The organism is Bradyrhizobium sp. USDA 4538, from assembly GCF_024171045.1.
Classification (GTDB): domain Bacteria; phylum Pseudomonadota; class Alphaproteobacteria; order Rhizobiales; family Xanthobacteraceae; genus Bradyrhizobium; species Bradyrhizobium australafricanum.
This window is the reverse complement of the sequence record NZ_JALJZE010000001.1, coordinates 8,328,295-8,342,400: the sequence shown is the minus strand read 5'-3', so window position 1 is coordinate 8,342,400 and position 14,106 is coordinate 8,328,295. Positions and strand designations below refer to the sequence as shown.

The 14,106-nt window shown below is 65.1% G+C and carries 16 protein-coding genes; 7 read left to right on the top strand and 9 right to left on the bottom strand.

All coding sequences use genetic code 11. The features are described 5' to 3' along the window. The first annotated feature begins 203 nt into the window (after positions 1–203). Together J2R78_RS38520 and J2R78_RS38515 are read left to right on the top strand one after the other, a co-directional pair. Positions 204–2,513, top strand: a complete 2,310-nt coding sequence (locus tag J2R78_RS38520) for an NADP-dependent malic enzyme (protein ID WP_057019906.1) — start codon at positions 204–206, stop codon at positions 2,511–2,513. A 156-nt stretch (positions 2,514–2,669) separates the two neighbouring features. Beyond that, on the top strand, positions 2,670–3,122 hold the full coding sequence (locus J2R78_RS38515; protein ID WP_253608899.1) for a DoxX family protein: 453 nt from the start codon (positions 2,670–2,672) through the stop codon (positions 3,120–3,122). Between the two features lie 91 nt (positions 3,123–3,213). Here J2R78_RS38515 and J2R78_RS38510 read toward each other — a convergent pair whose 3' ends face one another. The 5 genes from J2R78_RS38510 to J2R78_RS38490 form a co-directional block, all read right to left on the bottom strand. Next, positions 3,214–3,642: a hypothetical protein gene (locus tag J2R78_RS38510; protein WP_253608898.1), complete on the bottom strand. Its 429-nt coding sequence runs from the start codon at positions 3,640–3,642 to the stop codon at positions 3,214–3,216. A gap of 17 nt (positions 3,643–3,659) precedes the next feature. Beyond that, positions 3,660–4,217 carry a dihydrofolate reductase gene (locus J2R78_RS38505; RefSeq protein WP_253608897.1) on the bottom strand — a complete coding sequence of 186 codons (558 nt, stop codon included), beginning with the start codon at positions 4,215–4,217 and terminating at the stop codon, positions 3,660–3,662. Between the two features lie 17 nt (positions 4,218–4,234). Next, positions 4,235–5,236 (bottom strand): polysaccharide deacetylase family protein, encoded by a 1,002-nt coding sequence (locus J2R78_RS38500; protein ID WP_253608896.1) that lies wholly within the window; start codon positions 5,234–5,236, stop codon positions 4,235–4,237. A 171-nt stretch (positions 5,237–5,407) separates the two neighbouring features. Then, the gene (locus J2R78_RS38495) at positions 5,408–5,977 is read right to left on the bottom strand and encodes a glutathione peroxidase (protein WP_253608895.1); all 570 of its coding nucleotides are present in this window, start codon (positions 5,975–5,977) and stop codon (positions 5,408–5,410) included. Between the two features lie 128 nt (positions 5,978–6,105). After that, positions 6,106–7,827 carry a L,D-transpeptidase family protein gene (locus tag J2R78_RS38490; RefSeq protein ID WP_253608894.1) on the bottom strand — a complete coding sequence of 574 codons (1,722 nt, stop codon included), beginning with the start codon at positions 7,825–7,827 and terminating at the stop codon, positions 6,106–6,108. Positions 7,828–8,050: 223 nt separating this feature from the next. On the opposite strand from J2R78_RS38490, the gene J2R78_RS38485 reads away from it, so the two are divergent. Further along, positions 8,051–8,608: a CreA family protein gene (locus J2R78_RS38485; RefSeq protein ID WP_253608893.1), complete on the top strand. Its 558-nt coding sequence runs from the start codon at positions 8,051–8,053 to the stop codon at positions 8,606–8,608. Between the two features lie 49 nt (positions 8,609–8,657). Here J2R78_RS38485 and J2R78_RS38480 read toward each other — a convergent pair whose 3' ends face one another. Next, positions 8,658–8,882, bottom strand: a complete 225-nt coding sequence (locus J2R78_RS38480) for a hypothetical protein (protein ID WP_076832039.1) — start codon at positions 8,880–8,882, stop codon at positions 8,658–8,660. 212 nt (positions 8,883–9,094) lie between these two features. Between J2R78_RS38480 and J2R78_RS38475 the strand changes: the two genes are divergently transcribed. Together J2R78_RS38475 and J2R78_RS38470 are read left to right on the top strand one after the other, a co-directional pair. Beyond that, positions 9,095–9,475, top strand: a complete 381-nt coding sequence (locus J2R78_RS38475; protein ID WP_253608892.1) for a hypothetical protein — start codon at positions 9,095–9,097, stop codon at positions 9,473–9,475. A gap of 39 nt (positions 9,476–9,514) precedes the next feature. Then, positions 9,515–9,922 (top strand): hypothetical protein, encoded by a 408-nt coding sequence (locus tag J2R78_RS38470; RefSeq protein ID WP_057019915.1) that lies wholly within the window; start codon positions 9,515–9,517, stop codon positions 9,920–9,922. A 51-nt stretch (positions 9,923–9,973) separates the two neighbouring features. On the opposite strand, the gene J2R78_RS38465 is transcribed toward J2R78_RS38470, so the two are convergent. Genes J2R78_RS38465 through J2R78_RS38455 form a run of 3 tightly spaced genes read right to left on the bottom strand, consistent with a single transcriptional unit; the run spans position 9,974 to position 11,941 of the window. Continuing rightward, positions 9,974–10,219, bottom strand: a complete 246-nt coding sequence (locus tag J2R78_RS38465) for a DUF6719 family protein (RefSeq protein WP_210262764.1) — start codon at positions 10,217–10,219, stop codon at positions 9,974–9,976. 11 nt (positions 10,220–10,230) lie between these two features. Then, entirely contained in the window at positions 10,231–10,380 is a 150-nt protein-coding gene (locus tag J2R78_RS38460) for a hypothetical protein (protein ID WP_167350431.1), read from the bottom strand. Positions 10,381–10,426: 46 nt separating this feature from the next. Next, positions 10,427–11,941, bottom strand: a complete 1,515-nt coding sequence (locus J2R78_RS38455; protein WP_253608891.1) for a PLP-dependent aminotransferase family protein — start codon at positions 11,939–11,941, stop codon at positions 10,427–10,429. 105 nt (positions 11,942–12,046) lie between these two features. Here J2R78_RS38455 and J2R78_RS38450 point away from each other — a divergent pair, with 105 nt between their 5' ends. Continuing rightward, positions 12,047–12,739 (top strand): pyridoxamine 5'-phosphate oxidase family protein, encoded by a 693-nt coding sequence (locus J2R78_RS38450; protein ID WP_375167144.1) that lies wholly within the window; start codon positions 12,047–12,049, stop codon positions 12,737–12,739. A gap of 54 nt (positions 12,740–12,793) precedes the next feature. Continuing rightward, positions 12,794–14,071 carry an ArgE/DapE family deacylase gene (locus J2R78_RS38445; protein WP_253608890.1) on the top strand — a complete coding sequence of 426 codons (1,278 nt, stop codon included), beginning with the start codon at positions 12,794–12,796 and terminating at the stop codon, positions 14,069–14,071. The last annotated feature ends 35 nt before the right edge of the window (positions 14,072–14,106 follow it).

Below are 14,106 nucleotides of genomic sequence, written 5' to 3'. Positions count from 1 at the left end.
AAATTGCCAATCCCGGCCGAAAGGCGCGGGGAGGGGCAGGCGTCGATGAACGGCCGGCCCGGGCCTGTTGACGGGGACATTATCGGATGTTGCATCCAAGTGGTTGGACATGCTTCACATCCGGCTCGATTTGCCGGACAACTGACTTTTGCCTGGATTAGCACAGAAACAAGAAATTTGGGCCGGAAACGCGGGGAGCACGCATGTCGTCATCGTCTGAAGAACTCCACAACGCGGCGCTCGCCTACCACCGGCTGCCGCGGCCGGGCAAGCTCGAGATCCAGGCGATCAAGCCGCTTGCCAACCAGCGTGACCTGGCGCTGGCCTATTCGCCGGGCGTGGCCGCCGCCTGCACCGAGATCGCCAAGAACCCGGCCGAGGCGGCGACGCTGACCGCGCGCGCCAATCTGGTCGCCGTGGTCTCGAACGGCACCGCGGTGCTCGGTCTCGGCAATATCGGTCCGCTGGCCTCGAAGCCCGTCATGGAAGGCAAGGCGGTGCTGTTCAAGAAATTCGCCGGCATCGACGTGTTCGACATCGAGATCAAGGCCGACACGATCGAGCGCGTAGTCGAGACCGTTGCCGCGCTGGAGCCGACCTTCGGCGGCATCAATCTCGAGGACATCCGCGGACCTGAGTGCTTCGAGATCGAGGCGCAGCTCAAGGAGCGCATGAAGATCCCGGTCTTCCACGACGACCAGCACGGCACCGCCATCATCGTCGCCGCGGCGATCGTCAACGGGCTGTTGTTGAACGGCAAGCAACTGTCTGACGTGAAGATCGTCTGCTCGGGCGCCGGCGCCGCCGCGATCGCAACCCTCAATCTGCTGGTCTCGATGGGGGCGCAGCGCAAGAACATCTGGGTCTGCGACATCGACGGTGTGGTCTATGAGGGCCGCAACACCACGATGGATCGCTGGAAGGCGGTCTATACCCAGAAGACCGACGCACGCGTGCTCGCCGACGTCATTCCGGGCGCGGACATCTTCATCGGCCTGTCGGCGCCGGGTGTGCTGAAGCCCGAAATGGTCAAGCAGATGGGCGACAAGCCGCTGGTGATGGCGCTGGCCAATCCGGTGCCGGAGATCATGCCGGATGAGGCGCGTCTGGCGCGTCCCGACGCGATGATCTGCACCGGACGGTCGGACTTTCCGAACCAGGTCAACAACGTGCTCTGCTTCCCCTTCATCTTCCGCGGCGCGCTCGACGTCGGCGCCACCGCGATCAACGAGGCGATGAAGCATGCCGCGGTGGACGCGATCGCGCAGCTCGCGCGCGATCCGCCGTCGGATGCGGTGGCCCATGGTTTCGAGAGCGGCGAGACCCAGGGGTTTGGCCCCGGTTCGCTGATCCCGAGCCCGTTCGATCCGCGCCTGATCCTGCGCATCGCGCCGGCGGTGGCCAGGGCCGCGATCGAGTCCGGCGTCGCGACCCGGCCGATCACCAATTTCGACGAATACGCCGCCAATCTCGAACGCTTCGCCTTCCGCTCCGGCCTCACCATGAAGCCGGTGTTCGCCAAGGCGAAGACCCAGCCGGTGCGCGTGATCTACGCCGAAGGCGAGGACGAGCGTGTGCTGCGCGCGACGCAGGTGGTGCTCGAGGAAAAGCTGGCGCGGCCGATCCTGGTCGGCCGTCCGTCGGTGGTCGAGACCAGGATCAAGCGCTTCGGCCTGTCGATCAAGGCCGGCCGCGATTTCGACCTGATCAATCCCGAGGACGATCCGCGCTACCGTTCCTATGTGCAGTCCTATATCGACGTCGCCGGCCGGCGCGGCGTGACACCGGAGGCCGCGCGGACCGTGGTCCGCACCAACAATACCGTGATCGCGGCGCTTGCCGTGTCGCGTGGCGAGGCCGACGCGATGCTGTGCGGCGTCGAGGGCCGCTACATGAGCCATCTGCGCCATGTCCGCGAGATCATCGGCTTCCTGCCGGGGGTCAGCGACTATGCCGCGCTGGCGCTGATGATCACCTCCACCGGAGCCCATTTCCTCGCCGATACCCAGGTGCGGCCGAACCCGAGCGCGGAGGAACTCGCTGAAGTGGCATCGCTCGCGGCGATCCACGTCCAGCGCTTCGCCTTCAAGCCGAGGGTCGCCTTCGTGTCACATTCCGACTTCGGCAGCTATGACACGGATTCCTCGCGCAAGATGCGGCGAGCGACCCAGCTCTTGAAGGACAAGCATCCGGAGATCGAGGCCGACGGCGAGATGCAGGGCGACACCGCGCTGTCGGCGGCGGCGCGGCGCCTGGTGCTGCCGCAGTCGCGGCTGGAAGGCGAGGCCAACATCCTGATCATGCCGAACCTCGATGCCGCCAACATCGCCTATCAAATGATCAAATCGCTGGCCAACGCGTTGCCGGTGGGGCCGATCCTGATCGGTCCGGCGCGCCCGGCGCACATCCTCACCCCCGGCGTGACGGCGCGCGGCATCCTCAACATGACGGCGGTGGCCGCCGTCGAAGCCCAGGAACGCGCCGGCCGCGCGCAGCCGACGCTGTTCGGCTGACGGCCGTTGTTTGAGCACGTTATGTTCGGATAACCGCAGCGCGGTTTTCCGCATCGTGTTTGAACCGAGATGGATTCGATTTGATCGAGGCAGGTGGAGCGACCATAATCGCTTCGCCTGCTTCGTCCGATTTCTGCCATCCAGTGAGGCCGACCCATGCCAGCGTTCATCACCTTCGGGCGGATCCTGTTCGCCGTGCTGTTCCTCTATTCGGGAGCGAGCAAGCTGTTCGGCATCCAGGCGACGGCGGATCTGCTGGCGGCCAAGGTGACGATCCCGGCCGTGGTCGCGCCCTATACGCAGCAGATCGAAACCGCCGTCGGCATGCCCCTCATGCAGCTGCTGGCGGTCACGATCGGCGGCTTCGAGATCGTCGCGGGGCTGATGATCGCGGTGAACGTGCTGGCGCGGTTCTTCGCGATTCTCCTGATCATCTTCGTGTGCTTCGCCACCTTCTACTTCCATGACTTCTGGAATCAGCCGGCGCCCGACAACCTCAGGACGCTGATCGATGCGCTGAAGAACCTGTCGTTGATCGGCGCGCTGTTCATCATCGCCGGCTACGGCCGCGGCCCGCGCCGCGACGACCCGGCCTATGGGGACGTGTAGGTCACGGCAGACCGCCGGGCGATCTACGCTGCGCTAGCTCGTCCGACGAGTTATTGCCGGCTTGTCACGCATCCATGCGCCACTGTGAGGTTCAGAAAAGTGGTCCCCACATCGGTACGCTCTCAAACCTTTCTAGCCTGATCGTTTTCCCGCCAGCCGATGACGTGTCGGTGCCAAGTCGCATGATATCCCGGTCTTTGGTATCGACGCGCAGTTCGAGTTCGCCTGGACAGTCTTTGGGCTGATCGATTTCCAGGGCGAACGGAATGGGAAGCGTCTCGCTCGTGTTGGGAACCACGAACGATTGAAAGAGCTTCTCCGGGCCCGTCGGGCCCTCCGTCGTCATTTCGACGAGGTAGAAGTACAGGAATTCCCCGACATAGGCCTTGCGGTCGCCGGGCGCTTGCACGAGTTCGCCGCGCAGGGTGGTTTTGCAGGCGCCAACTGCGCTGGTTGCGACCAGCGACGCCATCGCCACAAGAGCTACGGCCTTCGCCAGGGAGGTCATGCCGTTGTTCATCGCAAGCTGCTCGGGATCTATGCGCTTCGCCGCCACGGCGTAACGCTGACGTCCTGCGCAGCATCGATCAGCTGCGGCGCGCCGGCGTGCAGGCCGTGCGCTGACAGCACCTGCTGCGGGGTGCGGGCGGGGACGCCGGGAAAGCACGGCTCGCCGTCGGGGATGCGCACCCGTGGCGCGACCGAGAGCCAGAACGTGTCGTAGCGATCCATGAACATGCCGAACACGCCGGGGCCGCCGATGATCGCGACCATGCCCGAGGTCACGCCGGCCTCGCGGCTCGCGGTCTCGAACGGGCAGCCGGCGGGATTCCACAACAGCGCCTTCGGATTGTCGGGGTCGGGCGCGGTCGCCGCAACCTTGCTGGTCAGGATCAGGCGCCGCCGCTTCGGCGCGTTCGGCTGCTCTTCCTGGGAGTTACGACCATGCACGACGAGGTCGGCGCGGTCGAGGGCCGCGGTGAAGAACCGCTTGTCGCCCTCGATCTTGAGGTCGTCGGGCATTACGTTCCGCGCATTCGCCAGCCGGCCATCGGCGGAGACGATGACGAAGCCTTCGATACGCAGCGCCGGCACCAGGATTGTCGCCGGCGTTATTGCTGATCGACGGTGGTGACGACGCTGTTCACCGGGCGCGAGCTTACGGTCGGCAGCTTGACGTCCTTGGCGAGCTCCTGCTCGTATTGCGGCAGCACCGTCACCGGGAACTTGGCGCGCATCGCGACCACCTTGTAGCCGCCGGCCTTGAGCTGCGTCAGCAGCGTGGGTAGCGCTTCCGCGGTGTGCTTCTGGAAGTCGTGCATCAGGATGATGCCCTTGCCGAGCTTGTTCAGCTTCTTCATCACGGTGTCGATCACCTGCTGCGGCTTGCTCGCCTTGAAGTCGAAGGAGTCGAGGTCGCAGGAGAAGATCGCGATGTTGCGGTTGCCGAGATAGGTCACCATCTCCGGCGGATGCTGCAGCGCCGGGAAGCGGAAGAACGGCGAGGGTGAGGTCTCGAGCGCCCACTTGACCGCAGCGTAGCCGCGCTCGATCTCGTCCTTCTTCTGATCCTCGGTCAGCTTCTTGTTGTTCAGATTGGCGTGCGACCAGGTGTGAGCGCCGACCGTGTGGCCGGCGGCATAGACCTGCCGCAGGATTTCGGGGTGATAGGTCGCGTGCTTGCCGATCGGGAAGAAGATGCCCGTGGTGCATTCATCCGCGAGCGCCTTCAGCACTGCCGGCGTGTTGCCCGGCCACGGGCCGTCGTCGAAGGTCAGCACCACCTCATGGTCGCGAAGGAAGTCGAGCTGCTTGAAATGCTCGAAGCCGAAGCCCGGACCGCCGGTGGTATCGATCTCGACCGTGCGGCCGACGCCGAGCGCGTTCGGATTGTTGCAGGCGGCGCGCGCCGGCTGTGGCGGTTGCTTCGGCGGAACCGGGGCTGCGGTTGCGGTTGCCGGGGCCGGTGCTGCGGCGGCGGGCGCGGGAGCCGCGGCCGCTGGTGCCGCCGGTGCCGCAGTAGCGCCCTTGGGGGGCGACGTCTGCGACCAAGCTGCGCTCGACGCGAGCAACGATACGGTCCCCGCAAAAATCAGACCTGTCGCAATGCGCATGGCGTGTTCCCTGCTGCTCGCGCTCCCGGCGCCGGCATTGCCGCGACCGGGTCGCTTCGCCCCCAACCGATCGTACCCTAGTCGCAGTGGCGACGCCAAGGCAATGAACGTGGCGAGCGCGTGTCCAAAATCCTCGTCGGATCAGTTAATTCCGGGGATTATCGTCATATCTCACGCGGCCGCCGATGCCCGTGCGATCCCGGTCTTGATGCGCGTGTCGTCGGGCGCAACCGACTCAGCGAAAACGTCGGCGATGTAGCCGTCGCGGCCGATCAGGTATTTGTGAAAATTCCAGCGCGGCACGTCCTTTGGCCGAGCCTCCGCCGCCCAGCGGTAGAACGGATGCGCGCTCGCTCCGCGGACGATTGCTTTCGCCGCGATCGGGAAGGTGACGCCATATTGATGCTGCGCAGTCTCGGCGATATCGGTTGGGCCGCCGGGCTCCTGGCCGCCGAAATCATTGGAGGGGACGCCAATGATGACGAAGCCGCGATCGCGGAATTCGGTCCAGAGTTGCTGCAGGCCGGCATATTGCGGCGTGAAGCCGCAAAGCGAGGCCGTGTTCACGATCATCAGCGGACGGCCGGCATAGTCGGCAAGTCTGATATCGCCGCCGCCGAGTGCCGGAAATGAGAAGGCGTAGGCGGTGATCCGGCTTATCGCGGGCTGCTCGGCATGCAGCGGGCGGGATGCCGCGGCTGCGGCGATCGCGGTCACGATCAGGGTCCTGCGGTCCATCATGGTCTCGTCCCCGGAACAGATGTTCGTCGGGATCATAATCCGGAGGGGACGCGCAGGCTTTCAAGAAGGCGTTATTGCCGGAGGCGAGTAGCCCGGATGGAGCGAAGCGAAATCCGGGATCGATCGCCTCAACGCAGCGGCAGGATGAAGTCAGTGCCTTCGCCGGTCTCGCCCTGGTTCACACCGAGGTCGGAGACGATGATCGATCCGCCGGTGCCGAGCGCTTCGCTGATCCGCGCCATCACGTCGGCCGGAATCGAGATGCGGTCGAGCGCCTCGGCCGGACTGTTGGTCACCGGCTGCGGCCTGGCCTCGGCCACTGCTGCCGCCGCGACCTTGCGGCGATGCGAGGCACGCTCCTCGACGTCGATGCGGGCGACGTTGCGGGTCGGCAGCGTCACCACCGACCAGCGCAGCAGGTTCGTATCGGTCTTGTCGGCTTGTGCGGTGAACACATGGGTGCCGAGCGGCCGGTCGCTTGCCGCGATCGTCACCGGCACCTCGAACAGAGGTGCAAAATTCTGCCGCACGTAGAGCTTGGAATCCTTGCGGCTGATGAACACCGCAATCTGGCCGGCGCGCTTCGGCACGTCGATCCTGGCGGTGCCCGGCAGCCGCGCCGGATCCTTCTTGGCGTCGGGCCCATCAGCTGCGATCGCTGCCTCGGCGGGCTTGTCAGCGGCCTTCGATGCATCGGCCTTCGGTGCATCGATCTTGGGCGCCTCGGCAACACCAGGCTTGGCGGCGTCCGCCTTCGGCTCGTCGGCCTTGGCTTCCGCCTTCACCGGATCGCTTGCGGAGACCTCGCTCTTTGGCGTGTCGGTGCTGGCGGTGGTTTCGCCGACCGTCTTGTCATCTGTGGTCGCGTTGCTGTCGTGGCCGGCGGAATTGGTCTCGGCCGGCTTGTCGGCGGCGGCCGTCTCGGGCTTCACGGTCTCGGACTTGTCCGCTGCGATCTTCTCCGCGATGGCGTCGCGCGCCGTGGAAGAGGACGCATCGGACATTGTCACTGACGCACTCGCTGCCGGCATCGCGCTGCTGGCGTCGGCGGTGTGGGTGTTGTCGCGCAGCGACGCGGCGGCATGACCGACGCTGCTGCGCAAATCGAGACTGGACTGCTTGTCGGCGCCCTTGTCGCTCTTCACGCCGAGCGGCGCATCCATCTTCAGAATGTCGTCGGCAACCGGCTGCTGCGGCGCCACCTTCTGCGTGACCAGCAGCGGGTGCGAGAAACTTTCCGGCGAGATCGTGCCCGGCGTGACGAAGACGCGGGCGCCCATCCGCGTCCAATTGTACATCTTGACCGCGAACGACATCGGCATGCGGATGCAGCCGTGGGACGCCGGATAGCCGGGCAGCACGCCGGCGTGCATGGCGATGCCCGACCAGGTGATGCGCTGCATATACGGCATCGGCGCGCCGCTATAGATGTTGGACTGGTGGTACTTCTGCTTCTGGATGACGCTGAAGACACCCATCGGGGTCGAATGCCCCTTCATGCCCGTTGACACCGGGCTCTCGGCATAGAGGCCGTTGGCGTCGTAGAGGCTGACCCGCTGCTGGTCGATCGAGACCGAGATGATCAGGGGACCTTGCGGCTTGCTGCCGGCCTCCTTCTCGATCGCCGGATTCTTCTTGGCTGTGCTGCGCTTCGGCTTTTGCCGGTGCGGCTGTGGCAGCGGCATCGGCTCGTAGTCGCCGTAGAAGGCGGAGTCGCGGTTCCAGTAATAGAGCGCTGCATCGGCCTGCGTGGAGGCGGCGACGGTGCCGGCGGTCGTCAGAATTGCCAGCTGCCAGAACCGCTCATTCGCGAAGTCAAAAACCGAAATCCGCCGTCCACCTGCGCGCATATTCCGAATCCCAGTCCAAACTACATGTTGGTTGTCGCAGACGCACAACGCGTTCACCAGCGCAAGCGATCTAACCCTTCCGTGAGGGCGGTATTTTCGACGAAAGAGTAACAAAAAAGCCTCACAAGAGGTTAAAGCGCCGCGTTCGATCACCGAACTGTCAGCGCCTTCCTGTGCGGCGTTTGCGCACTACATAGGCGGGACCCACCCCGCGGAGACCTCAATGACATCGAGAACTGTGAGCTTGTGTGACCTGCGACGGTTGTCTCGATGGGGATGCGCGGTGCTGCTGATGTTGCTGGCTTTGGGGCAGGCGGGTCCTGCGGTCGCGGCCGACGAGCCGGACCTGATCTTCCGCCGCTCCACCGTGTTCAAATGGGTGAGCCCCAACGACAAGCTCGCGACCTATGGCGTCGATGATCCCGAGGTCGAGGGCGTCGCCTGTCACTTCACGGTGCCGGAGAGGGGCGGCTTCAAGGGCTGGCTTGGCCTTGCCGAGGAAGTCTCCGATATCTCGCTGGCTTGCCGGCAGATCGGGCCGATCCGCTTCAAGACCAAGCTCGGGCAGGGCGATGACATGTTCAGCAAGCGCCGGTCGCTGTTCTTCAAGAAGATGCAGATCGTGCGCGGCTGCGACGCCAAGCGCAATGTGCTGGTCTACATGGTCTATTCGGACCGCCTGATCGAGGGCTCGCCAAAGAACTCGACGTCGTCGGTGCCGATCATGCCGTGGGGCGCGGCCGATACTGCCGTGCAGAAGTGCGGCGAGTTCATTCAATAGCTGGAGCAGGGGCAGGGGCTTGGCCCAGGCGGCTGAGGCGGTGGGCGAGCTAGCGCTCGGTTTGCCCGAACTGCTTCGCGCTGATGCCAAGGCCCGGTTTGACCTTCGAGTCGCGGCAGCCGACGAGGCGGACCAGCTTCTGCGGCGCGCACTCATTGTCGCCCATCACGTAGGCGCCTTGCTGCGGCATCGCGGCCGTCATCTGCTGCTGGCCGGATTTGCTCGCCGCGGATTCATTGCCAACACCGATGTTGCCATTGCCCACGACTGACATCCTTCGTTGGATCGGGAGGGATTACGACAACGTGCCACCGCGAAGATGGTTGCACGGCGCCCAGACATGAGTCGACGAAACCGCCGCCCGGTTCACCGCAGCCCTTGCTGTGCTGCTTCTCCTCTCAGCAGAGGAAAGTTAACAAAGCGCGGTAGCTCGTTCAGTTTGCACGCATAATTGGCTGTCGCTCCGGCAGTGGCCGGGGGCCGGCATTGTCGCGCGAAGTTTTCAACAGCTTTTCAGTCACGCTGCTGCCGCTGAAATCATTGGTGTTTTCCGCCGAATGTTTCGTGGACCGCTGGTCGACGAAACAATTCGAGTTCCGACGAAACCATTTTCGGCTTGTTCCGCAGAACTCCGGAAACGGCAGATCGTTATCAGACCGTCACACAACGGCGCCGGACGCCGACGAGCGGAATAACGGAGACTTTCAGATGCGAACCATGAGCCTGATCCTCGCCTTCGCCTTTGTGATGGCCGGTTCGTCGATGGCAGGCTCGCCGGACAGCGGTTTGCCCGGGATTGGCACCTTCTCCTATAACGGCTCGCCGGTAGTCACCCCGGTCCCGATGGTGCTGGCGCAGGCCAACTGAGCGCGACGCAAAAAACAGAACTGCCGGTAAAGGCTCCCCATGCTGCTCCGTATCTGTTCCGCCGCGATGTTGGCATCGCTCGTCCTGATGGGGCCCTTGGCGGGCGCCGCGCAGGCCCAATCCCAGCTCCCCCTCGAATCGATGCAGATCCGCTCGCTGTACCGCGTGCCTGAACCGCGCGACGAGTTCGTGCGGCAATGCGCGCCGCATATGCTCGGCCGCTGGGCGCATCCCGAGGCCGTGTGCGGCTGCCTGCACGACCACGCCGCCGCGACCGTGGACGATCCCGACCTGCGCCAGGCGCTGCTACGCGGTATCAGCGAGACCGGCGTGCCGACCATCGAGACCGATTGGGTGCCGCCGTCCAAGCAGGGCGAGATCGGGCCGACCTTCACCAAGATCGCCAAGCCGACCCTGCAATGCATGTTCGAGCCGGTCTCGAACTGAGCCGCGCCTCAAAGCAATGAGGACCGCAGCGCCTCGCGTCAGCGGGGCGTTTTACTTTTTGGCGAGGCGCGGCACGCAGCTGCTGGTCCGCACCACGCCGTTCTGGCTCAGCCTGGAGCCGACGACCTGCTTGATCTGCCCGGCCGGGCACGAGCCGTCATCGACAAGGACGCGCTGGCCGACCCGCAGATCGACGATGTCGCCCTCGCGCATGTAGGACTGCTCTGCTGCGGCGGATTGAGTCATCGCGCCAAGAGCTGCGACGCTGACCAGCGCGACGAATCCCAAGCGCAGCATCGCAGCCTCCTTCACTTGTTCTGGATCTTGAGCCCGTCGGGGCCGACATTGATCTGAAGGCCTTCGGGCTGCTTGTTCGCCTGATAAAGATTGTAGCCGAGCATGCCTGCGATCACGACCAGCGCGGCGATCACGAGATACAGGACGTTGCGATTTGGCATCCGGTATCTCCGTAAGCGGACACTGACTGAACGCGGGCGACCTTAGTCAGGTGACTGCGATTCTCCTAGAGCGCTGCGGCTTGGCGGATGGCTTGACCGATGTCTTGCGCGTCGCGCGCAGCGCGGCGAGCGTTGTCTTCGCCAATCGTTCCGCCGATGCAACGAGTTGCGGAGCCGGATGCCCGGAAAATCCCAGCACGAAGCCAGGCAATGGGCGCGCGCGATGATAGGTCTCGGCGAGCAACCAGCCGCCGACGCCGGCATTAGCCTTTGCCTGCGCGGCAATCAGCGGATCGGTCGCGGGATCGAGCCGCGCCACGAGGTGCAGGCCCTGCGAGGGCACGGGAACCGTGAGCTCGCCTTCGGATGCGCTCACAAGCGTCGACGCCAGGACGTCGCGCGCCTCGCGATAGAGTTTGCGCGATTTGCGTAAGTTGGCCGCAAAGGCGCCGGAGTTCAGCATGTCGGCGACCGCGCCTTCCATCAACGTGGCGGGAAAGCGGTCGAGCGCGGCGCGCGCCGCCGTCACCGGTCCGATCAAGGCTTCGGGCAGGGCGCAATAGCCGATCCGCAATCCGGGAAACAACGTCTTCGCAAACGTGCCCATGTAGATCACGCGGCGCAGATGATCGATGCCGGCCAGCGACAACAGCGGCGCGCCGTCGTAGCGGAACTCGCTGTCGTAGTCGTCTTCGAACACGAAGGCGCCGGCATCCCGTGCCCAGTCGAGCAGCTCGAGCCGGCGCGGCATCGACATCTGCACGCCGAGCGGAAACTGGTGCGAGGGCGTGACATAGGCAGCGCGCGCTTGCGGCGCGGACGCGCGCCCCTTGTCGATGCGCATGCCCGACATGTCGACCGGCACCGACACCGGACGATAGCCGCAATGCTCGATCGCGCGCCGCGCCGCCGGATAGCCGGGGTCTTCGCACCAGACCTGGTCGCCGGGCTTGAGGATCGCCCCGAGCACGATGCGCAGGGCATGCAGCGTGCCGGACGCCAGCATGATTTGGTCGGGGTCGCAGCGCAGCCCGCGCGCCGACAGCAGATGGTCCGATATCGCCGCGCGCAGCTCGCTGCTGCCGCGGGGATCGCCGTAATGCAGATGCTCGGACCCGAAGGCGCGCAGCCTGCGGCCGGCGAAGGCGCGGAAGCGCTGCAATGCGCGCTCGTCGATATGGGTGCAGCCGAGCGACAGCGCATTGTGCTGCGGCGGCTCGATCGCGATCCTTGCGCGGCGCGGCGCGGCGGCCTGCGCCGGAATGCGCGCCGCGACGAAAGTTCCGGAGCCCGTGGTTGCCACCGCAAAGCCGTCGGCGATCAGCCGCTCATAGGCCGTGGTGACCGCGTTGCGGCGGAAGCCGGTCTGCTTGGCGAGCGCGCGCGACGGCGGCAGCGGCTCGCCCGGCTTGACGAGGCCGCCGACGATCGCGTGGCACAGCGCCTGATAGAGCCGCTGCTGCGAGGCCGCGCCGGGGGTGACGTGCGGGCCGGCGAGATCGAGCGGCAGCTCGGCCTTGCGCGCCGCGGGCTCCCGGGAATTGGTCGGAATTTTTCGCATGGAATTGGCACTATCGCAGACCAAATGAGCCGCTACAATTCTGGACAGATTCCAGATTTCGAAAGGCTCACCGTGACCGAAGGCGCATCCGCTCCGTCCTATCCCATGTCGTCCCGCAGCCGCGTGAAGCGCCGCCACGACCGCGGCTTCTACGACCACGCCACCGTGCACAAGATCCTCGACGCCTCGATGCTGTGCCACGTCTCCTACGTGATCGACGGCCAGCCCTATTGCACGCCGACCTTCTTCTGGCGCGAGGGCACCAGGCTCTACTGGCACGGCTCGAGCGCGAGCCGGATGCTGGAGAACCAGTCCGAAGGGCAACGCGTGTGCCTGACGGTCGCCCATCTCGACAGCCTGGTGCTGGCGCGCTGCGGCTTCAACCACTCGGCCGACTATCGCGCGGTGATGGCGTTCGGGTCAGCCTATCTCGTCACCGACCCCGCAGAGAAGGAACGCGCGATCGTCGCGATGGTCGACCGTTTCTTCCCCGAGCGCACCGCGAGCCTGCGTGCCAGCAACAAGCAGGAGATCAAGGCGACCTCGTTCATCGCGATGGAGATCGAGGAGGCCTCGGCAAAAATTCGCGCCAAGGGCGTCGCCGACGATGACGAGGATTACGAGTTGCCGATCTATGCCGAGCGCATTCCGGTGCGCGCCGTGCTCGGCGCGCCCGAGCCGTGCCCGCGGCTGCTCGACGGCGTGACGCGGCCGAAGACGCTCGATGGCTATTCGGAAGGCCGGCTGCTCGAAGATGCATTGCGGGACGCCTATTTTGCGCAATACCCCGCGGAGTGAAATCGGGCTACGCTGCGGCTCCCGCCTGATCTGTTTTCCCGATGGAGCCAAAGCATGACTGCCGAGACGCAACAACGAATCCTTGCCGCTGTTGATGAGGGATTCGATGCGCAGCTTGCGACGACGCAGGCCTTTGTCGCGATCCCCTCGAGCCGCGGCGCCGAGGGGCCGTGCCAGGACATGATCGGCGATCTCCTGCGCGAGCGCGGCTACGAGGTCGACGACTGGCACATCAATCTCGACGAGCTGAAGGATTTGCGCGGCTTCGGCCCGATCGAGCATGATTTCTCGAAGGCGCGCACGGTGGTCGGCACTTACCGCCCGGCCAGCAATGCCGGCAAATCGCTGATCCTGCAGGGCCACTGCGACGTGGTGCCGACCGGTCCGCTCGAGATGTGGGAGACGCCGCCGTTCTCGCCCGTCATCAAGGACGGCAGGATGTATGGCCGCGGCGCCTGCGACATGAAGTCCGGCACCATCGCCGCGCTCTATGCGCTGGATGCGATCAGGAAGGCCGGGCTGAAGCCGACAGCGCGGATTCACTTCCAGTCCGTGATCGAGGAGGAGAGCACCGGCGTCGGCGCGCTCTCGACCTTGCAGCGCGGCTATCGCGCCGATGCCTGCTTCATCCCGGAGCCGACCAACGGCACGATGATCCGCTCGCAGGTCGGCGTGATCTGGTTCCGCCTGAAGGTGCGCGGTTTCCCGGTGCATGTGTTCGAGGCCGGCGCGGGCTCGAACGCAATCATGGCGGCGTATCATCTGGTGCATGCGCTGGAGAAACTCGAGATCGCCTGGAACGAGCGCGCCAAGGCCGACCGCCACTTCAAGGACGTCAATCACCCGATCAATTTCAATCCGGGCATCATCAAGGGCGGCGACTGGGCCTCCAGCGTGCCGGCCTGGTGCGACGTCGACTGCCGCATCGCGGTCTTGCCGGGCTGGTCGATCGCCGAGTGCCAGAAGGAGATTCTTGCCTGCGTGTCGGCGGCGGCGCGCGATCATCGCTTCCTCTCCAATAATCCGCCGCAGGTCGAATGGTCGGGCTTCCTGTCGGAAGGCTACGAATTGGTGAACTCCGAGGCACCGGAAGCTGCCTTCGCCAAGGCGCACTCGGTCGTCTATGGCGGCGCGGTGGAAGACCGCGCCTTCACCGCGTTGACCGACACGCGCTTCTACGGTCTGAACCACAACATCCCGAGCCTCTGCTTCGGCGCCACCGGTGCGGCGATGCACGGCTTCAACGAATATGTCGAGCTGGAGTCGCTGCGCAAAGCGACCAAGGCGATGGCGCTGTTCATCGCGGAATGGTGCGGCGTAGAGAAGGCGTAGGTAGTCTCTCCGTGATTGCGAGGAGCGAAGCGACG